Genomic DNA, 24,735 nt, shown 5'->3' with positions numbered 1-24,735 from the left:
TCTATGTACGTAAAAGTTGCGAAAAAATTTAAAAGGCAGGGAGAAAGCGAAGGTAAGGTTTTGAAGAATTGAAATGGTGGTAACTGATGAAATTATGGTTATTTCCTTAATATAATAAAGAGTAGATAGAGCATACGTTTTAAAGATTTGTACGTACTAATAAATTTGTTTAAACATCATATAGTACTTATAAGTGTTATCTCTATTCTCTAAATTAAAAGGAGTTTATTCGGCACTGGGTAGCCCAACAAAAAGAAACCTTAAAGGTTATCCCTCTAAGGTTTCCTGAAAAATTATTAGATATTTCTTATTTCTAGAAATTCACAGCCAGTAATATTACTTTCTTTAACTAATCGCTTAAAAGTTTCTGACACGAATAATGGAATTTCATCTCCCTTTAATTTGAATAAATTTTTGTTATTAATTTTGTCTTCTGATACTGCATATTTTCTGACAGAATATATCTTTTCACCGTCTAAATCCATAACACTATAATCAGAGTTTTCTAGGTTTAATGCGTCAACTATCCCTAATACATTTGCAACAAAATATTCATCATTCTCTATTTGATATTTACTTTCAAAATCAACTACATTTACAGGTAGAAATTGGACATCTACTTCAATTTTTTTTATTAAATCCTTAAACTTTTTTGATACAATGAACCAGCCTAAATTATTTGATAAATAGTCAGTAAATCTATTTCCATCATGTAGATTAAAATAAAAAGTGATATTGTCATTCCAATTCTCTAAAAAATTCCCTTCTTTTAACTCATACTGCTCAAATCCATGTGTATCCTCACAATGAACAACTACATCATTATCGTTGCTGTCATCTAAAATTAGTTTAAAATATTTCATTTTGACCTCCAATATTCTTTATAAAGCATATCTGGATTATCCCTTACTTCCTGCTTTAATCCTTCATACAATTTAAGAAATTTCTCCCTATCTCCTTTAGCTAATCTATCATAAGTACTCAGTTTACCTAATACATAATCATGATATGCATTTGGGTGTCTCCCTTGATGAGGTAATAATTCCTTATTCCATTCTTCATCTAAATCTAAACCATACTTTTTTGTTATATTCTCCATTTGAGGAGTGTATTTCTTACTTTTATTTGTTGCATAGTGGTGTTTTTGTAAAGGTTTAGTAGTACCCTTATTCTCAACACCAACCCGTTCGCCACTTACATGTTTAACATCCTTCTTCTCCGTCCCGCCAACAATCCGAACAACTGTATCTCCCGCTCTCTTGAATGCATCTATTCCATCACTGACGGTATACCATCCTGGAGCGCTTTTTCCTACTCCAGCTAAGGCATATTCTTCTCCTCTAATCGGGAAAAGCTTGATTTCCTTCATCGATTCTATTCGCTTATTCAGCCAAGCTTGCGTTTTAGAGAGATTGGTCGTGATCGATGTTTTCAGCTTGGATTGTAAGGCTTTGACTAGTGGTAAAGGGTTGAGGACGTTTTTCGCTTGGTGTAAGACGTTTGTTGTTTTGTTAGCGAATGATTTCACGTCAACGGCGAGTTTTCCAATGCTACCTCGTAGGAGATCGAGCTTGCTTTGCGCTGCTTTTTGAATATCTTGCACCACTCCATTTTTCAAGAGGCCTTTAAGCTTATCTGTGCGAAAGGCATTATGTGGGATCGGTGATGTAATAGTTTTCCCTCGTAATTTGGCAGCGGCACTACTCATTTTTGAAGTCGCTGAAGCACCTTTTGCCGCTCCACCTGCGCCTCCTGTTCCAATAGTCAGGGCCACATTGGTAAGCGCATAAGAGAAGAAAGCCGCGCGACTACGTGCATCTCCATGAACAACGTCCCGTTCCCATACAGATTCAACGGATTCCCAGACAGCTTTTGCCGTTACGACTGGATGTCTGACCATATTGTACAGACTCTTAAAGGTTTCTCCAGGATTGGTAAACAAATCCTTCAGCAAAGTAAACAAGCCTTCAACGATATCCCAGACGGCTTTTAAAACACCTTCAATTACACCAATTATAGCATCTCCTACCACTTCGTACCAACGCTTATCCTTCGTTAGCGTCGTGTAATAGGTTTCATCTATGACGAGGTCATCAATAGATTGTAAGCTAGTCGTAAGTGGTGAAACCTGACTGATAAATTTAGCATCGAGACTTTTGATTTTACTCGAAAACTCTGTGATTGCTTCCTCAATGGAATCAAGCTTCCTGTTTTGTTGATGATCCATTTCCTCTAATCGATTGATCGTCACGTTTTTAAAATCTCGGGACTGAATAACATCTCGTTGAAAAGAGGCGTCCTCAAACCGAGGAAGACTAACGATGTCTTGTACAGATTGAATAATAGAGTTTGCTTCGTTTGTCAATTGAGCCGTTACCATGCTCGTTTGAGAAAGACCTCTTTCTAATTCACTCTCTAGATAGCTTTGTCTAATGAAACCATTTGCTGATGGCTCCAACGTTTGGATAGCTACTTTCATCTGCTTTAATGTGTTTGTATAATTGCTTAAAAATGTCTGATAGCTAGCCAAAAAAGTCAGATGATCATTTTGATAATAGGAGAGTATGGCCTGTCCTCCCATCCCTGTAAAGGAATCGGATAAGTTGACAACGCCTTTGACCGCCGATTCCACCCTCTTCATCTGCTCGGCTTGTGTAGATAACCTCTGAAGAATCTCATCGATTCCTGCGTGAAGCACATCAACATCTAGCAATTTCATTGTCCTATATACCCCCATTATCTAAAGTTTTCGAATATAGGATGAAAGCTGTAAATCTGTTTCTTCCATCATGTCAACAGAATCAACCGTTGCCTGCTCGTTCCTCATCAATAAATCCTTGTATGCCGCTAAGGTCTCTTCTAATTGACTGTTCAATTTATTCAACCGCTCCACTATATCTAATACATTCTGCCCTCCAATGTTCGAAGGAATATTCGTTTCTAATGATTGAATAGCTGATCTTAATTGGCTTAGTGCCTTTTCGACTTCACCATATTGAATTTTTACTTCAGTAGACATATCCACACTTCCCCTTCATCTAAAATCCCAATATTCAGAAATCAAAATATATAAAACCTTCCCATTTCCATATCTTCCCTAGTTCATTTTAAACTTTAAGCCTATTGCTTAAAATAGGTTATTGTTATTAATTTCCATGTAGTGGATTTACAAAAGCATTATCATGGTCCTGTTCATCCATTTATTTTCAATACCTACATAAATCGTAAGTCCTATATACTGATGAACACGTCATTCGAATCAAATCAGTTCGCAAGATTTTCTCCAAAGTCATCACCTAAACAAATAGACCTAAGTACTGTACCTAGGTCTTTCCTTTAGAAATATTATTGTCCTTTCGCACATTATTCGTTCTTTTCATCATTAGTCAAAAAAAGGAAAACACAACTTTTTCATCATGAAGGATTATTTTTACAATGATACAGTTAAAGTATGTAACTTTTGAACGAAGAAAAATCTATCATTCGGATTTGATGGGAGCGATTCGATGTCTTTATCCTATTATTATGCATTATTACGTCAAAAAGAAATGGAGCTACAACGGTTACAAAATTGCAGTAATCAGCTGAATGCTCATCAACAAGAATTTATCCATTATGAAAGAAACGTGAAGGAGCCTGAACTAACTCCTACTACTTGGCATGGGAAGCTAGCCACTACTTTTGAACAATTACGAAATGATGGTATGCTTACTAGTTATCGAGACATTAGCTACAATCAATTTGCTGATGTGTTTACAAGAATAGCTGAAAAAATCCAACAACTACAAAATGAAATTGTTTCAATTAAGCAAACCATCGCTGCCCTTGAAGCAGCGGAAAGAGCCCGTGAAGCTGCAGCCCGTGCTAAAGCAAGTAAAGCCTAGTATCATTACAATAATCCTGCATATCCTTACATAAGGATCGGTAAATTTATAAGTTGAATAGAAGCCAACGCTTATGCTTGGCTTTTTCAACTATATCTATAAATCTAGTGTATTCTTAAGAGTCATTTAAAATATGAAAAGGCGTCTAAAGCATGATTACTCACCCTTTAGACGCCTTTTCTTTTAACTTTTTATAACTTTTCTTTTGGCTTTCCTTCAAATATATTCATTTTGAAAAATAATAAAACGAATATACTTAATAAGAATAGAACAATCATAGCGATTAAAATGGTCTGAAACGTCCAAAAGGATTCCTCATTCCCTAAATCACTGTCAGAATCACTATAATGCTTACTTTCCGCTGTGAATACTTGAAGCTGTTCTGCTTTTGTTTGTATAACCGTTTGTTTATTCACTTCTGATTGGAAAATCTCTTCTTTTGCTTCCTCACTTACTCTTTGTTTCTCTCCAGAAAATGTGATCTTTTCTTGTTCTGTAGGAAGAGATTGTTTCCGCTCTAATAAAGAATCGTCATGAAAATATTCGGTTTTTATTTTCACTTCTTTTTCTTTATATTGATTCGGTTCAACTTCAGCATGAGCAGTACCAACACATATAGACAAACCGACAATCAAAAAAGCAATCCATATCGCACTATGCTTCATGTGTAGCCTCTTCTGACAAATCCAAATCCTTCCCTTTTAAATAAGGAATAAGCGACGATATGATCGAAACGATTAACAAAATCGAAACAATCAAGATGAAACCATCACTATTTCCTAATTGAATATTTAAATACAGAGTCGAAATAGGATGCTCCATACTAAAGTTCGGTAATATTAGATCTAAAATTGGCATTGTGAAAAATGCGACTAATAAAATAGTGATTAATGAACCGACAAATGAACCAATAAAGAAAGCAAGTCTTACTAAAGAAACAATCGACCATAATAAGATCACTGTGAAAACGGTCCATTTAACCGCTTGGACATCATGCATTGGATACATTTTCAAACCATACATACTAATAATTAATCCAACCGTAACGGTTACTAGTAGGTTTAATAATATATGTAATAGCTTGTTAAGCTCTGAATAGTGATGTAAGAAAAGACCAATAAGCACCCCGCTAATTAATACAATAATAAGCATGATTACCGGAGGAGTTGGTGTCACTTTTTCCTGGAATTTATCACCGCTCAGCTTTACAGGATTAGATAAGAAATGGTACATAAATGGATTTTCCTGTTTATCTACAAGCGTATTATTTAAGATTCCATATACGTCACCTTTCACTTGCTTTGTTGTTTGAACATTTTGTGCCCACTTATCATTTAAATCATCTACTTGTTGTTGAACTGTACTTACTTTCGAGTACAAATCACTCGTATTACTTGTGATACTATCTTGCTGTTCTGCTATGCTATTGACCATTTGTGAAATGACTTGTAATGCCCCAAATGATTGATCCTGAATTTGCAGCATAAACTCCCCATTTGTTTCGCTTCCTGGTGCCAATTCAAATGTCGGAGCTGTAGTCTTCTGTGTAAGATTTTCTGAAACTCTCGCTACATTCGTTTCCATAGTAGATAAATTTGAAAGGACATCCGTATGATACTTTTTAAACTGTGTCTCATAATTATCTATTAAATCCAAAATACCATTTGTATATTTATAAAAATCTCCTTCTAAATGGCTAGCATTTTTTGCTGATTCATCAATGGTTCCTTGAAGTTGATAAAAAAGCTGTGTTTCAGCTTTGACTCGATCAAACGCTTCCTGAATGATTGCTTGATCTTCACCTTTTCGAATAATCTGCTCGATTAACGTATCATCTACTGTATTTTTATGTGTCAATTCCCCTTCAAATTGAGAGAGATTAAAATAATAGGACAATAAATCATCCACATTATTACTTACAATCTTATTAGAAAATATTGCATGAAACACTTGCTTTCTTTCTTCAGTCAATCCATCCAACAGTAACATTTGCTGTTCTTTTTGATTGATTTTTTCAACAATTTCACTAATGATGTTTTGTTGATTCTCAGTGACTTTTGTATTATTTTCTTTTGCCGCTGTTTTCCATTGTTGCTGTTGGCTTTTTTGTTTTTCTACTTGCTGATCAATCGATAACATCGTATCTTCAAAAGCTATTATAGATGCATTCAATTGTTCAAAAGCAGTTGGATTTGTATCCTTCAATGTAGCAGCTATTGTTTTCAATTGTTCAATTTGATTTTTCATTCCGCTTACATCAACAGTTGCTATATCCATACTAGAAATGCTAGCCGTAGCACCACCAACGGGCGCACTACTGCGAAGAAGATCATTTCTACTATTTATAATGGCCATTTGAATACTATCTAATCTCAAATCACTTGAACGAGCTTTGTAGGATTTCATATTGTCTTTTTGTAGCTCTAACAAACGCTCAAATTGTTCTTGTGCATTCGAGCTGCCAATCGTTTCACTTAATTCCTTTAATGTTTTACTACTCGTCTCCAATTGTTTCTGAATATTTGATACATCCTTTTGAAGCTTTTTACCATCTTCTTTGTTATTCGTAAAGTCAGTAGGTGTTTGTGCTGTTATCGTACTAACGCCTTCCTTAATAACCGAATCATATTCCTCGATACTATCATTCAATAATTTATGATTTTCGGCACTTATCTGCTCTATTAGCATTTCCTGATTGAGTTGATATTCCTTGAAAGCGTTAATATCTGATATAAACCTTTCGATTTCGGCTTTATTACCAGATGAGCTAGTAAGCGATTCTCCTGTTGCTTGACTTGTTGAACTAGCTGTAGACAAAATTCCTTCTAGCAATTGTTTCTGGTTACCAATTTCCGCAGTTAAAGACTGAGAGCTCGGTGTATAGAAATCATACATGGTACCTTGAAATGCTACTTCTTTCTCCAAAATCCCATCAAATTTCTTTCGAATATCATCAACAGATTGAGAAACATAACTCCAGTAAATCGTTGACATATTCGTATTGATTTTGTTTTTGGCAGCTTCCATTTCCTTTTGAACTTTTTCTGCTCTTTCAGCGTTAACATTTGGCTGTATTTCATAAGTAACAGTCGATTCTATCGGTCTATCATCTGTGAAGCTTAAAACATTTTTGGTAAAATCTGACGGTAAATAGACTACCGCATCATAACGTCCGTTATTTAATCCACTCTCTGCTGTACTCCGGTTTACAGTAATCCAATTATAGGAAGAATCTTTCCCCAAAATCTCAGAAACATCTTTTCCTAATGTTAATGAGTTTTTTTCAAACTCATAGCCAATATCTTCATTAACTATAGCAATGCTCCGAGCATTTTTATTTATTACTTCTCTCATTGGATCATGTCCTATATAGGAGAAGAAGAATGTTGGGATTACTAGGATGACGATTATTTTAACAAGCATCATCATACTCTTACCTTTGCTGTTCAATTAACTCACCTCTTTCTACTAAACAGTTCGGAATTTGAAGCAATCTTTCCGCACCATTTTCCACTAAATAACCAAACCCTGGTTGAATCTCTTTCTCATTTCTTTGGAAAGGCAATGTAAATAAGTTTTGATCTGATTTTTTCATTAACAGAAGCGCCTGTCTGATCTGTTTTAACTCCGTTGTAAATGAGTCATATCCTTTAGAGAAATCATTCGCATTTCCTGCAACGATGACACTAAATCCTAAATGACTAGATTCCTTCATGAGCTTTGCTAGACGATCCTGCATAATAGAATCAGAGTTTTGCTGGAATCTAGAGAAGCTATCAACCATGAAGACAACTTTATCGAAAACAGGAGTATCTTCATTATTTTTCAAGCATTCATGATATTGATCATTTCTAATTTGCATCATGCCCTCTACCATATCAATCCAACTCGTCATCTCTTCTTTTGATTCAATGTAATGAATATTTTCATATTTTTTGAACGAGGATAGACCGCGATCGACATTATCGAATACTCCTACTTTAATGTCCTGGTTTTTCACAAGTGCATGTAGGATGACTTTCAAACTATTCGTCTTTCCTTTTCGAAATTGTCCTACTACCAATAAATGAGGATTCACATCTAATGATAATGGGACAGACGTAACCTTTTCTTCACAGAGTCCTATAGGTATGACGTTTCCATTTACTTCACTTGAATATTGTGTTTCAAAATCCTGTATAGATAATGTTATTGGAAGCATCGGAATTGGTTTTGGTGCTTGAACATCATTATATTTAGCCTTGAATTGTTGAACGAGCTCTTGTAAATTTTTCAATAGTTCTATATCATTATTTCCTTTAGTTGGTAAATACATTTGTGAGAAATAAGCATCGTCCTTCTTAATGATAGCTCTTCCAGGTACTGGTTCTTGTTCAAATGTCGTTCGACCGATAACTCCTAACAACTCTGTTGAGTCCATTAAATAATGAAAGACTTTCGTTCTAAAATTATTTAATAATGGTTGTCGAACTGAATTAACCCTTGTAGCCGTTAAAATAAAATAAATTCCAAGAGCCTGTCCGTCACGCGAAAATTGCGTAAAGAGATTTTCGTAGTCTGCCATTTCTTCTCTCACTAAATCATAGTTATCGATCACAATAAAAAGAATCGGTAGTTTTTCATCGAACAATGCGTTATAAATGGAAATATTACTCACTTCTTTTTGTAAAAAAAGCTGCTTTCTTTCATCCATTTCTTGTTTCATAAAAGCAAAAAACTTCATGATTTTTCGCTCTTCATCAATTCTGAAATAATCAGCTGTGTGTACTAATTGTTTAAGAGGTAGGAGCGTCCCACTTCCGAAATCAAAAATATAGAAATGTAGCTGTTCTGGACTAAAAGCAGTCGCAAATTGTGTAATAAGTGAAATGGCTGTCATTGATTTGCCATAACCAGAGGAACCAAAAACAATGACACTACCATCCTTTATCCATTCATATTCGTAATCATCTTGCGATTGTCTTTCTGGTTCATCCTTTAACGCAATTCTGAAAACTGGTTCATTCTCTTCATCAATCATCAGAGGTGGACTAAATAAACGATCCTGTAAAGGTGGCAACCACGGACTCGCTACTTTCTCAATTCCAAGTTCATTCTGTGTCTGAACAATCCGATCTACAACTACATCAATTTCTGAGACTTTTTGTTGTTTTCTCGTAGAATTCGTTTGTACCTCTGAAATTTGTATGAGCCCCAAATCGGTAATTAAGGCAATTTCATCCTCATCTTCAATCGATTCTTTTGAATAAGAAGCACCACTCCATGCAGACTGGAACAATTCATACACTTCATTATTTCCAACTTGTAAGTATCCACGTCCAGTTGTTGTAATATGGGCTGCATCAGCATTCTTCAAAATCTCTTTACTATCCGATTCATCCTGAACCTTTAAAGATATTTTAAAGCGAGAGTTGCTCCATATCTGATTATCAATAACTCCACCAGGTTTTTGTGTAGCCAAAATTAAATGTACCCCTAAGCTTCTCCCTATACGAGCTGCACTGACAAGCTCTTTGATAAATTCTGGCTCCTCACTTTTTAGCTCTGCGAACTCATCAGAAATGAGAAATAAGTGTGGTAAAGGTGTACTAGCCTTCTTCTGCTTGTACAAATGTGTATAATCGTCGATATGATTCACTTGAAACTCACTAAACAGTCTTTGTCTTTTCTTTAATTCACTATTAATAGATGCAAGAGCTCTATTACTAAAATTCTTACTTCCTTCGATATTTGTAATGGTTCCTAATAGATGAGGCATATTTTTAAATGGCTGAGCCATTCCTCCGCCTTTGTAATCTATTAACAAAAACGCTACTTCATGCGGATGAAAATGAACTGCTAAGGATAAAATGTACGTTTGTAGCATTTCACTTTTCCCTGAACCTGTTGTTCCAGCCACTAAACCATGTGGTCCATGTGCTTTTTCATGTAAATTTAAATGAACCAGATCATCTTTCCCTTTTAATCCAATAGGTACAGCTAATGATTGCGATGATTGCTGCACTTTCCAATTTTGCTTAATCTGAAGTTCTTCTACATTTTTCGCATTAAATAGCTGTAAAAATGAGACCATTTCAGGAATCGAGTTCTGCATACCGATTTGATGTTGTAGAGAACCAAGCATTCTAGCAAACTCTTCATTTCCTTGATGTACATGTTGATCTAAATAAAACGGTGAATGAACAGCTTTTTTATTTTCAATTAATATCTCACCTTCTCGTTCATTAATATATTGAACAAGAGTATGGATATTCTCCGTTAAACTTTCTTTTGAGTCCGATACAAATATCGTTGAAAAACCTAAATTTGTTTTTTTACCTTCTAAATATTCCATAATCACATGCTCGGCAATTAATTGACGATTAGACACAATAAAAATATAATGAGGCATGTATTTTTTCTTGTCATTTTCAGGATCTAAATCTCGTTCTCTTATCTTCTGATAAATAGACGTTAATAATTGATCACGTGTTTTCTCATTGTAAATTAACCCTCTCGCAAAAGAATCTGGTAGTTGAAAATGAGGTAACCATTTCAACCATTCCCATTCTCTATAATCATCTTCATCAAAAATATGAACGAATCGAATATCATGATAACTATGAAAAAATGCAAGTTGTCCAATTAATTGCTGTAATTCATGCATAACAATCGCTTTTTTACCGACGAGTCCAATACTTCCCGTCGATACCTGAATAGATAAAGGAACATTTTTTACTTTTTGATATTGCTTAACGAGCTGTTGAGATTCTTCGATTAAATGGTCAATCTCTCGATTGGCTAAATCACTGCTGCCAAGATTCACATCATAAGTAGAATCAACATCAGCTCTACCAATTCTTAATTGAAGGAAATCGGCATTATCAAATGTGCGCTCCCATATTCGATCACTTATTTTTGTGACAGATGTTTTCATTTCTTCAAAAGAAGGAAAATGATAATCAGCTACCTGCTTTTGCTTTTGATAGAGAGCATCTAATTCTTCCCTTTTTTCTTCTAAATAACGTGTATAGACCCTAAGTCGCTTTTCACTTCGTAACTTATGCTTCTTTTTATCTCGAAAATATTGAATACTTGATGTAAAAATGGTCATAACAAACATGACAAGCGAAATCAGCATAAATATTCCTCGTGGGTTTAGAATAGCGATAAACCCTATTACAAGAAGCATAACTAACGGAGGTAAAATCATGATCCATAAACCTCTGGAATCTTCCTCTGCGTCCTGCATTGGGAAAGAGAGAGTCACTTTCTCTTTTGGAAAATCATAAATCAATCTCGGTGTGCGTTGAAATAAAGGGTACCTCATTTTCATTTTTGAGGTAGGAATCGATGTTTCAATCAAAGAGCTCTTATATTCATTTACTGTTGAAATTCGTAAAAAATCACCTTCTAATAGGGTGACAGTCATAAAAGGAAAAAAGATTTGATCCCCATTTTGCACCTTGTGAATAGTAAGAATGTTCATCCCGTTAAGAAATAATTGTTCATTGTTTTCCGGATGAACGAGCCACTTTTCTCCTTGTTTAATCAGAGATAAAGAATCACTAAACTCAAAATGCCGATTTGGAGTGACTAATATATCTCCTTTTTTCTTTGAAAAGGTTACTTCCGTTCGATTACCCAAATAATACAGCTTTTCTTCAGATGCTTTTGTGATAAAAAAGCTAACACACTCATTATGTATCTGATATTTAAACGGTTTATCTTCGGTTAATATGCCAATCTCTCTATCTAATTCCTGCACACTCCACTCATTTTTAACCTTTTTTAGTTGTAATGATCCGTGGCTGAATGAGATGGAACGAATCTGTATCGTATCCTTTAAGTCTTCTCCAACTGATAACGTTTGCTGCTCATGATCCTCCAAAGCATATTTTTGAAGAGATGAACCAGCCATAATCCATAAATCCATAAACAAACCTCCTACATAGGAAAAACCGGCACCGGTCCTTTTGGATGTAGCTCTTTCTCGAAGAAACCATGAATCTATTTTTCGTTTCATTCTCTAAAGTTTCTCCATTCAGAAAGGAGACATGCGGTAGAAATAAGACAAATCTTGCAGAAAGTCAGGTTATGACTTTCGAAAAGAGATGGCTTATTTCCGAGCGTGGCAGGTGCAAGGTTAGACACTGAACTGAAGCTAGACAATAATAGATCCAAATTTACATACTTTCTATTCTGTGAACCAAATGAAACAAATGATTTACGCATTTACTTAGTTCCATCTGACTCTGATGGTTAATTATTTTCGTTTGTATTCGTATTTGGCTGTTTACCTGCTTCAGGATTACTATTTACAGGAGAAGAATTTGGTGTAGAGTTAGGTGTTGTATTCTTCTGTTCTGTTTGTGAGTCTTGTTCAGCTTGTTGTTCCTCCTCTAACTGTTTCTCTTCTTGCTCCTTCTGAGTTTTAAAGTCAGCTAATTCTACTTTTATTTCATCCAAAAGCTCTTGTTTCTTTTCAGCTTTTAAGCCTTTGTCTTTTTTAATTTCATCCTCATAATTTATAAGTGCATAGATAACTAAATCTTGATCTTCTAGAGTTCTTGCAATTGTCAGTGCTTTATCACTTGTGCCACGACCTATATAGATCCAGTAGAGAAAGAATTGTTCATCTGCTTGCAGTGTTAATGCATTGTTTACATTTTTTCTTTGCTCTTCTTGCAATGCTTCACTCGCCACATACGATGAGGCTAGTTGGTACTGCACAACATAAGGCATTGATTCTGGATTATAATTTTGCAAAAAAGTAATAACTTCGCTATATCTTTGTTCTAAAAAGGCTTGATTACCTTTCACATAGGCTTCTTGCTTTGGATGAACAAAAACAAGAGAATAAATGGTATAGAATAGTGCTGGAATAAAACAAACGATAAAACCAATTAAAAGATAACGCTGAAGCTTCCACTTTTTATTTGGTATCGTAATAAAGCTTTTTGCCTTTTGCTCTAAATCTGCCATTTTTTCCTGTAAATATAGTAACAATTCATCGCATGAGGAGGTTCCCATAATCTTTTTTACTTCTTCACTAGCTTTTAATATTTCATGAAATCTCATATATTCTTCAAAAGTATGTTTCCCCTCAATGACATAACAGAGTGTAGCTTTTAATTCTAAAAATAGTTGTTCCTCATTATTTTCAAAAGGAACTAAACTATCTTTAACTCCATAATGCAACAAATAAGGAGTGTAACTAGAATCAAAGATAATATTCTCAGGACACACAAAAGGTACTAACCTTTTCAATGAATGATCCATTACTTCCTTAGTTAGTTGATAGGCTAGCATCCATTTAGCTAATTCTTTCTTTTTCTGTATCCTAGAAAGCGGATGGTAGGATGGTGGTATTTCAAAGCTAATATTAACCTCATCATCCGTTATAACAATTTGTTTATTTATATGTATATTTTTCTCTTTTAAAGGCTGAATCTCTAAGTCATTCTTAAGCCTTAACCTAGCTCTTTGAAAATGATAAGTAATGGTATTATTCTCTTTCGTAATGACTGCTTCTAATTGTTGCTTTATATATGAATCTTTCTCTTCTGCCATTAAAAACTCTCCTTCATAACAGCATATACCTAGAATCGATTTATAAGATTTCTATTCGATCACCATTCGTAATTCCACTATCTATTAAGCTTGCATAACCGGAGCAAACCTTCTCTTTATTTATCACTCTTATCCAATATCCATCTGCTGGGCATTCCTCAATTCTCTTAATTTGCCAACAAATATCTATTACTTTTTTTATTGTCAAAAAATTAGAAATTCGCAAATCAAACACTTCACCAGTATAGTTTTTCATATCTACGGTAATTCCGATGTACATATTGTCTCCTTCTTAATAAGACTCAGCACTTGATTATAAAGGTGCTGAGTCTTATTGAAATGTTTATTTATCCACGAATTTGACCAGCAATTTGGCGATCTGCATCTTCCAATGCGTTCGCAGTGCTTGTAAGCTGTGATTGAATATCTTGTAATAAATCTGCCATTTTTTGGAACGAAGGTTTCAATTCATCATATTGTCCTTTAAAAGCTTCACTCGCTTGACCTTCCCACATACCTTGAAGGCGACCCATTAAATTATCCATTCTGCCAATTTGAGTGATTACTTCTTGACTTTCTCTACCATACTCCGTAGCTGTTTGAGATAGTTCAGCTGGTGTAACACGAATTTGACCTGACATTTCCCATTCCTCCTAATTCATTTTCTTTACTAAGACAATGATTAAATGTTTGGATAACTAGGCTTAGCATTTTAATCTTTGTGAGTAAGAAGCCATTATTGTTTTAATTCTCGACAATATGTCATAATAGTGTGTAAAGTTACGACATATTTTTTGAGCATATCAGCAATAATCGCCATCTCATTTATTACAGAGATTCTTTGCATAGTATTTCCACCTATATCCAATCTTTATTTTCTAATACCCATCGAATTTTTCCAATTGATTTTGTCACTATTTTTCAAAAAAGTAAATTAAACCCACATCAAAAGACCTATATTTCTTGTCTTTTTTCCAAAAAACGGGACCTTCTATTTAGCTCCTCCTTTTAATTGAGATGTTATAGTTCACATTTGACTGCATAATAAGCACTGCGAATTTATATCATTATTTTGCTCTTTCATATAATCGTTTCTCTATTCAATCACTTCTCTCACACTTGATTGTTCCAATCAACCTCAACTTATACAAATGATGCAAAATAAGCCTTTAAGAAATCCAATTGGATTTCTTAAAGGCTTAAGGCTAATCTTTCAATCTATAAAACGAATTAAAAATGTATCAGCTTGCCTCTGTTTCTTGAGAATGAACTTTTTTCATAAATTCATTTACATCCGCAGGTACTTTACGATCAATAATTGATACGATCCAAACAGATAAGAAACCAATAGGTACTGTTATAAGTCCAGGAATCTTAAATTGTAAGAATGTTGGTAACGTATTTGGTAAGAAAATCATATACATTGAAACCGCTAAACCAATGACTAAGCCAGCAATCGCACCTTTTTCTGTCATACCTCTCCACCAAATACCTAAAATGAATATGGGTGTAAATGTACTTGCGGCCACTGTAAAGGCTAGAGCGACTAAATGTCCTATAGATGCATCTTTTACCAATAAACCTAATCCACCATACAAGAAACCAAGAATAACAATAGCTACTTTACCAGCTACTACTCGTTCTTTCTCACTGATTTTTTTACGGAAAATTGTTGCATATAAGTCATGCGCAAGTGCACCAGAGCTTGCGATGAATAAGCCTGATAAATTTGAGAAAATCGCAGCAAAGGCTCCGGCAATTACTAATCCTAATAGCCATTCTCCACCTAAGGCTTGAGCTGTTGAAGGAATAACCATATTATTACCACCTGTCACTAAGTCCTTCATGACTTCTGGGCTAGCATCACCTCCAAGGAAAATGGAACGACCTACAACACCTAAATAAACAGCTAATAAAAAGAAAACGCTCGCAATACCAATTGCCATAAGAGCTGATTTACGTGCAGCCTTTGCACTTGGATTTGTGTAAAAACGTAATAGAATATGTGGAAGTCCAATTGTTCCTAGAGCGAGCCCTATTGTCATACTAATTGTTTGCCAAAAGGTAGGAAAATAGAAACCTGTACCTGTCCAATCCTGTCCATTAAACATTTGATCCTTACCATCTAAAGCATAAGGAGAAGTACCTTCGATTGGACCAGTGAACGAATTGATAGCAGCGAGAATTTTATCATAATGTAATCCCCCATAAACGGCTACTACTAGCATAATCACAAAGGCACCAAGACGAATCCATAACTCTAAAGCTTGATTCAAAGTCGTTCCTTTCATACCACCGATTCCAACATAAAAGACCATTACAACACATGTAAATATAATTCCAAATTCATAGCTTGTACCAAAGAACATACTTAAGATTTGTGCTGCACCAAGAAGTTGAGGCGCTGCATAAAATCCTGAAATTGCTAGTACAACTGCAACAGCTGCTAGCCTTGCTCTTTTACTATGAAAACGATACGCTAAAAAATCTGCCACTGTATAAGCACCAAATTTTCTCAAAGGTCCAGCAACAAATATAGCTAAAAGTGTTAAGCCAATTGAGAAACAGAAGGCATAGTACGCCCCATCATATCCAAGCTGAAACGTTAAGCCCGCAATACCTAAAAAGGTAGCAGCACTTAAGTAATCTCCTCCAATAGCAGAACCATTGGTAAACCAGCCAAAGCTTCTACCACCAACGAAATAGTCTGAAGCTGTCGCATTTTTCTTAGACAAATAGGTAATATACACAATAGTCCCCATCAGGAGAATGGTCATTAACATTTTGGGCTCAAATAATAAATCCATTACATCGTTCTCCCTTCAGATTTGTTGATACTATATTTACGGAGACGCTTTTCATATAAGCTTGTATGAATAAAAGCAATAATAAATGCCATAGCCATCGCTACTATACTTGTAATAAACCAAGATACCGTCATACCTCCCCAAAACTTAGAAAAAGCAAATTCAGGTGCATACCAATTTAGTACAGGTATAGAAAAAATAAAAACAAAATAAAAAATCGTTAACTTAGACCCTGTTCTAAATTCTGATTTCATTACTTTTTCTGTCTCTGAATCTAGTGGTGGTAGTTCACTTACATCAATCGTTCCAGCTTCAACATAATCGTAGTCTGAATACTCATTAGCCAATTTTTAATTCCTCCCAAAAATTCAAAATATGAATATTTCCGCCTATAAATAGTCCCCTCCCCAAGCGGAAATACGTCTGTAAATAATTGTATTTTATAATCCAATGTATTACCTTACAGTTTTCTAGCATAAATATACAAAAATTTGCCAATGTTCAGAATTTTGTTGTAGAATAATGTATACATTTTTTTGGATGGAGGTGCTCATTGTGTTAAGAGTTAAACTAAACATAGCGAATAAAAATGAGCTTGCCACAGTTATAAAGTGGCTACATGAGGCCCTATCTGATGAGTTTCAAATTTTAACTGATGATGACCAGCAAGTTGATATATTCATTGTTGAAGTGAATAAAATGTTTGATTGGGTTCGAATACGACGGTTACAAAGAAGATATTCTAAAAGTTTAATCTGTCCGATCTTGGCTAAAGAACTTTCCTTTTCATCTGCATTAGCAATCGATTTGAAACTACAAACCATACTTGTAAAGCCTTTACAGAAAAGCGTATTTTTACGAACAGCAAAGAAGTTACGTACTCGCTATTACCAATTCAAAAAGATTACGTTTACCTATAGTGATTTATATGAACAAATTACAGATGGAGATAATACTCCTTTTCAAGAAGCTTTTTTAAGAAGATTAATACGAGGCGAAATAGGTTCCGAACAAGAGGTCATAGAAGCAAGAGCTTTCCTACCTACTCAGGCCATCCCTAACGTTGTTTTACTTCTACAAGGCTTTTCTTTAGAAAGATTGCCGAACGGCATAGCACCAAGTGTCATTATTAAGCAATATATCCGGGAGCAGTATAACCAATGTAATTCCCATACGTCCTTTTTATCTTTTCAAAAGCACTTATTGATCTTATTAAGAGTTCCCAAATTGTACTCTTCCTTTAAACAATGGCAACAAGGTGTTGAATATATGCTAAAGGTCATACAACAATTACGTGAAGAGTTTGGAATTTATGTTTATATCGGTGTAGGTGATGTTTACGATGCACCTCTTAATTTGCATTTCTCTTATGGAGAAGCAAGAAAAGCGCGAAGAAAACCGACGATAACGCATGTTCAATTACGCTTTTTTGAAGAAATCACAAAAAATCCAGCATTGTTAAAAACGATCGATTATATTGTGAAAAACTGCTGTGAAAATATTTCCATTAGTGATGCAGCCACCTATATGAATTTTAGTGTTCCCTACTTTAGCCGAATGTTTAAAAAAGAGACGAAAAAAAGCTATGTAGATTATGTTACTTTTTTAAAAATCATGAAGTCCTTGCCTTTATTGCGTATGACAAATCAGACAATGGAACAAATTTCTGCAGACACCGGTTTTAATACACCAAACTATTATAGTAGTACCTTTAAAAAATACGTGGGATTATCTCCTAGCGAATATCGCGCTACATATGAGATTATCTTTAAATAAGTCTGGTGAATACATTTAGTATAAAAAGCTCAAATGGAGCGTTAGGCGCAAGAGACTGCTGTGGAAGTAGCGGGATAGGTGCACTCCATGGAAAGCGAGCATCCTGAAGCGGGATTCAACTCAGTCTATATTCACTACTTGTTCATAGGTAACAAAGTACCAAAAACAGCGTTAAATAATAGCTAATTGTGGTCTCGAACCAGCATAAGCCAATCCGACTAGAAGACTATTTCTTACCTCCTAGATAGATTGGCTAATTGTATGTACTTAATTCTATAAACCTATTAAAGTAACTTTTCCACGACAGCTGAGGCTGTACGTTCCTTGTTCACGACCGACTCTTTATATGTCCTATTAAAATATTCTGCATATAAAACATCCAACAAATACAATTGAGACAGCTTAGCGGAAAGACTTCCACCTTGAAGAGGTCCTTCATTTGCCCCACAAAGTAGAGTTATATCAGCATAATTCATGATTGGTGATTTTGAAAATCGGGTGATAACAATTGTTTTAGCTCCTCTTTCCTTCGCAACCCTTGCAACATCAATTGTATCTTTAGTAGAACCAGAATAAGATATAATAATAGCTACATCATTTTCTGTCATTAAAGCCGCTGTCATCACTTGTAGATGTGAATCGATGGAACATTCGACCTTATTTATGATCCTCATAAATTTATTCTTTGCTTCCATTGCTGTCATTAATGAAGAGCCTACTCCAAAAAAATGAACTCGTTCAGCTTTCATCATATAATCAATTGCTAATGCAATTTTTTCAACATTTATTAAGTTTTGTGTTTCTGTTAAGGCACTTATATTAGTGGTTAAGATTTTTTTCGATAGCTCCTCAATGGTATCATTCAATGTCACTTTACTTGGTAATTGGTGTGTTTCATCATCATCGAGTGATATACTATGTGCTAGTTCAATTTTAAATTCTTGATACCCTTTTAGCTTTAATGTTTTACAAAACCTAAACACACTTGATTCGCCTACATTACATGCATCGGCAAGATCGTTAATAGACATATATATCACATCTCTATTATTCTCAAGTATGTAGTCTGCAACTTTTTTTTCTGCATTTGTAAATAAATTATATCTAGAACGGACCAAAGTAAAGATATCCTGATTTCCCATACATTTATCACCCTTTATCTTTTTCAGTATGAAGTGAAACAGCACCTAATAAACCAGCTTTGTTCCCAAGAGATGCTTTTACAAAGTTAACATCTGAGAAGCTAGGCATAATACTTTTTTTCATTCTTCTTGAAATCTTTTCAATAATTTGATTTCGCTCCATAATACCACCGCCTAAAATAATAAGTGCTGGATTAAAAATATGTACTAATGAAATCAATCCCAATACGACTTCATCAATCCAATTATCTAGTATTTCTTCTAACAGTACAGAGCCTTGACTGATTTTATTAAATAATACCCTTCCATTAAGACAGCTTGAATCCAATTCTTTAGCTTTTTGAATAAGAGCTGTCGTTGAAGCATAAGTTTCATAACATCCCTTATTTCCACAATTACAGTTTAATCCATTAGGATGTAGAAGAACATGTCCAAATTCCCCTGCTAAACCATTTTTTCCTTTGTATAACTCCCCTTTTGACACAATTGCGCCACCTATTCCCGTTCCATAGGTTAAAAATAAAAAATCTTGGGTCTCTTTTACACTACCAAAATATTTTTCACCTAAAGCTGCCGCATTGACATCATTCTCTACTTCAACAGGAACCTTAAATCTTCCCTCCAAAATAGATTTTATTTCTGTACCTGTATAATTGGGAATGTTTTCATTAGCATAAATGATTGTTCCATTTTCCCTGTTTACTTGACCAGCTGTACTAATACCAATTGCATCTATACCCTGATAACTTGCAATCGCTTTTGATAATGTTTCAATGATAAACTTTCCACCTTTTTCTGCCTCGGTCCTAATTTCCTGAAAGTCTTGTAAAGTACCATATTCATCGGAAACAGCTATTTTTATCGTTGTACCTCCTATATCTGCTGCTACAATTCTCATCTATTTCACCCCTATTTCGTCTGAAAGGTAATAAATCCCCAAGTATTTTGGGGATTTATTTATTCTAGTTTTTGTTTTTAAAATGCGATAAAATCATCCATTAAGTATTTAATGTCTTATTGATCACATGAACAAACCTTTTAGTAATTTCCTTTGGTCTAGTAATAGCAGATCCAATTACAACAGCGTGTACGCCTGTATTTATAACCTCTTTCAAGTCTTCCTCTGTCCATATTCCACCCTCAGCAATAAATGGCACCGGGATATTTTCAACAGATTTCTTTATGAAATTTATATCAGGTAAAACGCTATCTTTTGTATATTCCGTATATCCACTTAACGTTGAACCAATACAATCAAAGCCTAATCGATAAGCTTCTACAGCCTCCTCATACGTAGAGCAGTCAGCCATAAAGATTTGGTTAGAATATTTTTCACGAATGTGTGGAAAGATTTGACTTATCGTTTTTCCATTTGGTCTCTTTCGTTTTGTAGCGTCTAATGCAATTATGTCCACACCTTCTTTATAGAGAAGGTCAATTTCTGAAATAGTTGGTGTAATAAACACGTCCGATTCAGATTCATCGTACACCTTTTTAATAATACCTATTAAAGGTAAATCAACTACTTCTTTGATTGCTTTTATATCTTCGACACTATTTGATCGTATGCCTCCTGCACCTCCTAGCTTTGCAGCAATAGCCATTTTACTCATAATAAAAGAGCTATGAAGCGGTTCATCCGGAAGTGCTTGACAAGAAACGATTAGTTTTCCTTTTATTTGCTGAAATAATTCTACTTTTTTGAGCATCATATTCTTCTCCATATTTAATTATTCCTTTACTCCGCCAATAGAAATTCCCTTGGTAAAATATCTTTGGAAAAAGAAAAAGATAAGTAGCATTGGAATAGCAGCAACAGTAGCTCCTGCCATTTTGTATGCGAAATTCGGATTAAGATCTTGCATTAAGGTTGCAATTCCCACCATCAATGTCTTAGCGTTTGCTTCTTGACCAACTACAAGCTGCCATAAATAATCATTCCAAACCTGTACAAAGTGAAGGATAAACAATGCTCCTATTCCAGGCTTAACAAGTGGAAGCATAATCTTATAAAAGATCGTCCATTCGCTTGCTCCATCCATTTTGGCAGCTTCTCGAAATGAGTCTGGTATGCTATCAAAAAACCCTTTCAACATAAACACACCAAAAGCAGTCGCAATATTCGGATAAATCATTCCGCTTAACGAGTTTACCATTCCAATGTCTTGAATTAATCTAAATAATGGAACGATTAACACTTCTTTTGGAATCATTAAGCTTGAAATGAAAATAACAAATATAATATTTTTAAATTTAAAATCTAACTTTGAAAAAGCATATGCAGCCATAGAACTAACAACTACAAGTCCTATTGTTGAAACAGTCGCTACAATAATACTGTTAAATGTCCATTTTAACGCCGGTTGATTACTGAATACATCTACATAGTTTGAAAAATTGATGCTTGTCGGAAACCAATCTGGTGGCATTTTTATGACATCAGAGCTTTTTTTCAATGAACTAGTGATCAGCCAGTAAATAGGAAATAGACTTAATAGAGCACAGAAAATAACTACGATGTTTGAAAATACATCAATAAATTCTCTCTTCTTTTGCGTTTTTTTTCTTAACAAGGTCCTTCCTCCCCCCTAATTATTCTTAAACATAGCTCTTAACTGAGGAATAGATAAGACTAATGTTATGATGAACATGATTACACCTACTGCTGATGCAACGCCTAATTGATTGTATTTGAAAGCATTATTGTATAAATAATACATTAATGTTGTGGAACCATTATTTGGTCCACCACCAGTCAGAAGTTGAATAACCACGAATATTTTTAAAACAGCAATAATATTCATAATGATGATATATATCGTCGTTGGCTTAACCATTGGAATAATAATTTTCATGATAATCTTTACTCTGCTAGCTCCATCAACCTCAGCAGCTTCCAGCAAATCTTTAGGAATACCAATCATAGAAGCTACATATAGGATAATCGCTTGACCTACATTTATAGCAAAAGTAATAAAAATAATAACAGGTAATACGGTATTTTTATTACCCAATAAATTGATTGTTGGCATTTCCATTTCTCTAGCTAAGTAGGGAATCAACCCGTTACTTGGATTTAATAAAAAACTCCATACCATGGTCATTACAACCATTGAAACCATTACAGGAATATAGTAACTACCTCTTATAAAAGAAACATACTTTGCATTTTTATCAAAAATTGCTGTTGCAACAAAAAGGGCAAAAATAACCGTTAATGCCACAATACAAATAACAAAAATGACAGTATTTATCGTAGATTTTACAAACACTTCATCATTAAACAAGCGTATGTAGTTATCTAAACCTACGAATGTAGCATCGGAATAACTGATTTTAAACAAACTTAATCGGATGCCTTCAAAAATTGGATATACAATGAAAATCGCAAACAAGAGCAATTGTGGCAGTATAAATAAATAACCTGTAAAATTCTCCTTAAACCTTTCAGTTTTCACTAGCATCCTCACCCTTCAAATGCCAATTCCTATTATCTGTTAAAAGACGATATAGTGTGGATACAATCCGATTTAATCTCCTATAACGGAATCCGCTTTCGCATTTTTAATTATTTCATTACCTTTTTTCTGATAATCTTTTATCGCTTTTTCAGGTTTTTTCTCACCTGTATAGATTGCTTGTAACTCAGGATATAAAACTTGTCTTAGTTCATTGTATCCAGCAACATTCCCAGTAAAAGTAAACAAGTATTTAGAATTCTCATCATAAGCCTTAAATAGAGGTTGCTCATTTGCAAATTCTTCTGCTACAGAAGATCTTACTGGAACACCATTTTTCGATGATTTTACTAATTCTTCATCTGTTGAGAAAAACTTCACAAAGTCTTTACTTACTTTTGTTTTTATTTTATCTTCGGATTTAAAAACAGCTGCACCTGTAACATAAGTGAACGTTAAAGGATCTCCACTTTCAGAAGGAATATTAGCGAGCCTCACATCAAATTTCGGTAAATCACCATTCTTCATATCATTCTTTGCATTTGTGTATAAAATAGCATTTGTGAAGTTTATTGCTAGCTGTTGATTTTGGAACATCGCATTCGTATCATTTGAAGACACTGATTCCGGTCCTGGATTTGTTAACCCCGATTTATAAATTTTCTCCATCCATTTTGCTGCTTTTATCCCTGAATCCTTTGCAACTACAATCTCATTATTGGAATTAAAGAATTCATTACCGAACATTCTTAAGTAAGCAAGATTCCATGTATCTGCTTGATTGTTTAAAGCATACAATCCCATTGGGTATGCATTTGGAAACTGATCTTTTGGTAATTTAGTTTTTAACGCATTTAAAATGGTTTCAAACTCTTTTAATGTCCACGTTTTTATTTCATTTTCTTCTCCAATATAACTTTCTAGCCCTGCAGCTCTTAACATATCAGCATTGTATGCAAAAGTACCTGGATTTTGAGAGAATGGATAGAAGTATATGTCTTTTCCAAAAGTAACGTTTTCCCAAATACTTTTAGGAATATCTTCTTTTGCCTGATCATCAACGATATCCGTTATAGGTTCCAAAGCCCCTCTATGTACATAATCTCCCATTGCAAAAACGCTTTCAAAAAAGATATTAGGAGGTGTACCACCGTTTAAATTTACATTTAGCAACTCATCTCTCTGATCTCCAGCAATTACTTCTATATTCACTTTCACATCATAATCTTCATATTGTTCCGAAAACTTTTTGGCTGCGTATTTTAAGAAACTGTCATAATCTGCTCCTTCTTCGGAGCCATCAAGTACACCTTTCCATTGAGGTGTTAACCAAGCTGTAATCTCTACTTTTTCTTTCCCATTTGATTTTTCATTCTTACTATCCACTTTTTCATTAGAGCAACCTGCTAAAAATACTGTAAGTAATAACACAAAGCTAGACAGAATTGTTATAAGTCTTTTGTTATTCATTCCTAGTTCCCCCTTTTAAAATACTTTGAACTTTTTCATAAATAATTTCAGAAAGTTGTTTATGTCCTTCTTGATCTAGATGCATATAGTCAACGTGGTTCATTGAAACAATTCCTTTTGTATCAAGAAATTCTATATCATGAACTTTCAATAATTTTTCTAAATGAATTGAAAGTTCTTCCGATTTGCAATCACAATCTTTTCCCATTGGTAGACCAATAGATGTGTTCATATAATCTTTACCAATTGGAGGTGGAGCAACAACTAGGACTCTACTCGACTGACTATCTATAGAGACCGCGTTCTTTGCTTTAATAGCCAGTCGGGTTATTCCCTGCGCAATATTATAAGCAGTTAAATTAAATCTTTCCTTCGTATCATTTGTTCCAAGCATAATAATAACTAACTCAAGAGGTGAATGACTTAATAAACAAGGATGTATGAAAGTAAGTCCATTTAACCCTTCAAATAACGGATCCTCAATCACACTTGTTCTTCCTGATAAACCTTCTTCAATAACCTGAAATTCATCTCCAAGGTATTCATTTAATAAACAAGGCCATCTCACATTCTCTGGGAATCTTTCCGTTGTTTCAGCATTGTACCCCCATGTATTTGAATCTCCATAACAAACAATTCTTTTCAT

At 34.5% G+C, this 24,735-nt stretch carries 20 protein-coding genes; 2 read left to right on the top strand and 18 right to left on the bottom strand.

Translation table 11 applies throughout. The features are described 5' to 3' along the window. Positions 1 to 296: 296 nt before the first annotated feature. The 3 genes from BN349_RS03305 to BN349_RS03295 are packed head-to-tail and all read right to left on the bottom strand — an operon-like array spanning position 297 to position 3,019. Entirely contained in the window at positions 297 to 863 is a 567-nt protein-coding gene (locus BN349_RS03305; protein ID WP_019240854.1) for an imm11 family protein, read from the bottom strand. Then, positions 860 to 2,719, bottom strand: coding sequence for a T7SS effector LXG polymorphic toxin (locus BN349_RS24710; RefSeq protein WP_019240853.1), 1,860 nt, complete (start codon positions 2,717 to 2,719; stop codon positions 860 to 862). The genes BN349_RS03305 and BN349_RS24710 overlap by 4 nt, the downstream gene beginning before the upstream one ends. A gap of 21 nt (positions 2,720 to 2,740) precedes the next feature. Continuing rightward, positions 2,741 to 3,019 (bottom strand): YwqI/YxiC family protein, encoded by a 279-nt coding sequence (locus tag BN349_RS03295; RefSeq protein ID WP_019240852.1) that lies wholly within the window; start codon positions 3,017 to 3,019, stop codon positions 2,741 to 2,743. A gap of 487 nt (positions 3,020 to 3,506) precedes the next feature. On the opposite strand from BN349_RS03295, the gene BN349_RS03290 reads away from it, so the two are divergent. Next, positions 3,507 to 3,884, top strand: a complete 378-nt coding sequence (locus tag BN349_RS03290; RefSeq protein ID WP_019240851.1) for a YwqH-like family protein — start codon at positions 3,507 to 3,509, stop codon at positions 3,882 to 3,884. 191 nt (positions 3,885 to 4,075) lie between these two features. On the opposite strand, the gene essA is transcribed toward BN349_RS03290, so the two are convergent. From essA to BN349_RS03245, 8 genes are all read right to left on the bottom strand, one after another. Next, the gene (gene essA / locus BN349_RS03285) at positions 4,076 to 4,549 is read right to left on the bottom strand and encodes a type VII secretion protein EssA (RefSeq protein ID WP_019240850.1); all 474 of its coding nucleotides are present in this window, start codon (positions 4,547 to 4,549) and stop codon (positions 4,076 to 4,078) included. Further along, positions 4,539 to 7,334 (bottom strand): type VII secretion protein EsaA, encoded by a 2,796-nt coding sequence (esaA, locus tag BN349_RS03280; protein ID WP_019240849.1) that lies wholly within the window; start codon positions 7,332 to 7,334, stop codon positions 4,539 to 4,541. The genes essA and esaA overlap by 11 nt, the downstream gene beginning before the upstream one ends. Further along, positions 7,318 to 11,799 (bottom strand): type VII secretion protein EssC, encoded by a 4,482-nt coding sequence (gene essC, locus BN349_RS03275; protein WP_019240848.1) that lies wholly within the window; start codon positions 11,797 to 11,799, stop codon positions 7,318 to 7,320. The genes esaA and essC overlap by 17 nt, the downstream gene beginning before the upstream one ends. A 326-nt stretch (positions 11,800 to 12,125) precedes the next feature. Then, positions 12,126 to 13,436 (bottom strand): type VII secretion protein EssB, encoded by a 1,311-nt coding sequence (gene essB / locus BN349_RS23195; RefSeq protein WP_019240847.1) that lies wholly within the window; start codon positions 13,434 to 13,436, stop codon positions 12,126 to 12,128. A gap of 40 nt (positions 13,437 to 13,476) precedes the next feature. Continuing rightward, positions 13,477 to 13,716 (bottom strand): EsaB/YukD family protein, encoded by a 240-nt coding sequence (locus BN349_RS03265; RefSeq protein WP_019240846.1) that lies wholly within the window; start codon positions 13,714 to 13,716, stop codon positions 13,477 to 13,479. A 67-nt stretch (positions 13,717 to 13,783) separates the two neighbouring features. After that, positions 13,784 to 14,077 carry a WXG100 family type VII secretion target gene (locus tag BN349_RS03260; protein WP_019240845.1) on the bottom strand — a complete coding sequence of 98 codons (294 nt, stop codon included), beginning with the start codon at positions 14,075 to 14,077 and terminating at the stop codon, positions 13,784 to 13,786. 600 nt (positions 14,078 to 14,677) lie between these two features. Next, positions 14,678 to 16,243, bottom strand: coding sequence for a sodium/solute symporter (locus BN349_RS03250; protein WP_019240843.1), 1,566 nt, complete (start codon positions 16,241 to 16,243; stop codon positions 14,678 to 14,680). Beyond that, on the bottom strand, positions 16,243 to 16,590 hold the full coding sequence (locus tag BN349_RS03245; RefSeq protein WP_019240842.1) for a hypothetical protein: 348 nt from the start codon (positions 16,588 to 16,590) through the stop codon (positions 16,243 to 16,245). Before BN349_RS03245 ends, BN349_RS03250 begins: the two co-directional genes overlap by 1 nt. A 208-nt stretch (positions 16,591 to 16,798) precedes the next feature. Between BN349_RS03245 and BN349_RS03240 the strand changes: the two genes are divergently transcribed. After that, the gene (locus tag BN349_RS03240) at positions 16,799 to 18,019 is read left to right on the top strand and encodes a helix-turn-helix domain-containing protein (protein WP_019240841.1); all 1,221 of its coding nucleotides are present in this window, start codon (positions 16,799 to 16,801) and stop codon (positions 18,017 to 18,019) included. Positions 18,020 to 18,303: 284 nt separating this feature from the next. On the opposite strand, the gene BN349_RS03235 is transcribed toward BN349_RS03240, so the two are convergent. The 7 genes from BN349_RS03235 to BN349_RS03205 form a co-directional block, all read right to left on the bottom strand. After that, entirely contained in the window at positions 18,304 to 19,161 is an 858-nt protein-coding gene (locus BN349_RS03235; RefSeq protein ID WP_019240840.1) for a MurR/RpiR family transcriptional regulator, read from the bottom strand. A 7-nt stretch (positions 19,162 to 19,168) separates the two neighbouring features. After that, complete coding sequence (locus BN349_RS03230) at positions 19,169 to 20,059, bottom strand: ROK family protein (protein WP_019240839.1); 891 nt, start codon at positions 20,057 to 20,059, stop codon at positions 19,169 to 19,171. A 100-nt stretch (positions 20,060 to 20,159) separates the two neighbouring features. After that, positions 20,160 to 20,885 carry an N-acetylmannosamine-6-phosphate 2-epimerase gene (locus tag BN349_RS03225; protein WP_232423509.1) on the bottom strand — a complete coding sequence of 242 codons (726 nt, stop codon included), beginning with the start codon at positions 20,883 to 20,885 and terminating at the stop codon, positions 20,160 to 20,162. A gap of 6 nt (positions 20,886 to 20,891) precedes the next feature. Beyond that, positions 20,892 to 21,734, bottom strand: coding sequence for a carbohydrate ABC transporter permease (locus BN349_RS03220; RefSeq protein WP_019240837.1), 843 nt, complete (start codon positions 21,732 to 21,734; stop codon positions 20,892 to 20,894). Between the two features lie 15 nt (positions 21,735 to 21,749). Then, complete coding sequence (locus BN349_RS03215) at positions 21,750 to 22,625, bottom strand: carbohydrate ABC transporter permease (RefSeq protein ID WP_019240836.1); 876 nt, start codon at positions 22,623 to 22,625, stop codon at positions 21,750 to 21,752. 66 nt (positions 22,626 to 22,691) lie between these two features. Then, positions 22,692 to 24,089 carry an ABC transporter substrate-binding protein gene (locus BN349_RS03210; RefSeq protein WP_019240835.1) on the bottom strand — a complete coding sequence of 466 codons (1,398 nt, stop codon included), beginning with the start codon at positions 24,087 to 24,089 and terminating at the stop codon, positions 22,692 to 22,694. Further along, positions 24,082 to 24,735 carry an SGNH/GDSL hydrolase family protein gene (locus tag BN349_RS03205; protein WP_019240834.1) on the bottom strand — a complete coding sequence of 218 codons (654 nt, stop codon included), beginning with the start codon at positions 24,733 to 24,735 and terminating at the stop codon, positions 24,082 to 24,084. The genes BN349_RS03210 and BN349_RS03205 overlap by 8 nt, the downstream gene beginning before the upstream one ends.

It is taken from the genome of Bacillus sp. AP8 (assembly GCF_000321185.1).
Classification (GTDB): Bacteria; Bacillota; Bacilli; order Bacillales; family DSM-1321; genus Bacillus_AD; species Bacillus_AD massilioanorexius.
The sequence above is the reverse complement of the archived record's forward strand: the minus strand, read 5'-3'. Positions and strand labels throughout refer to the sequence as shown.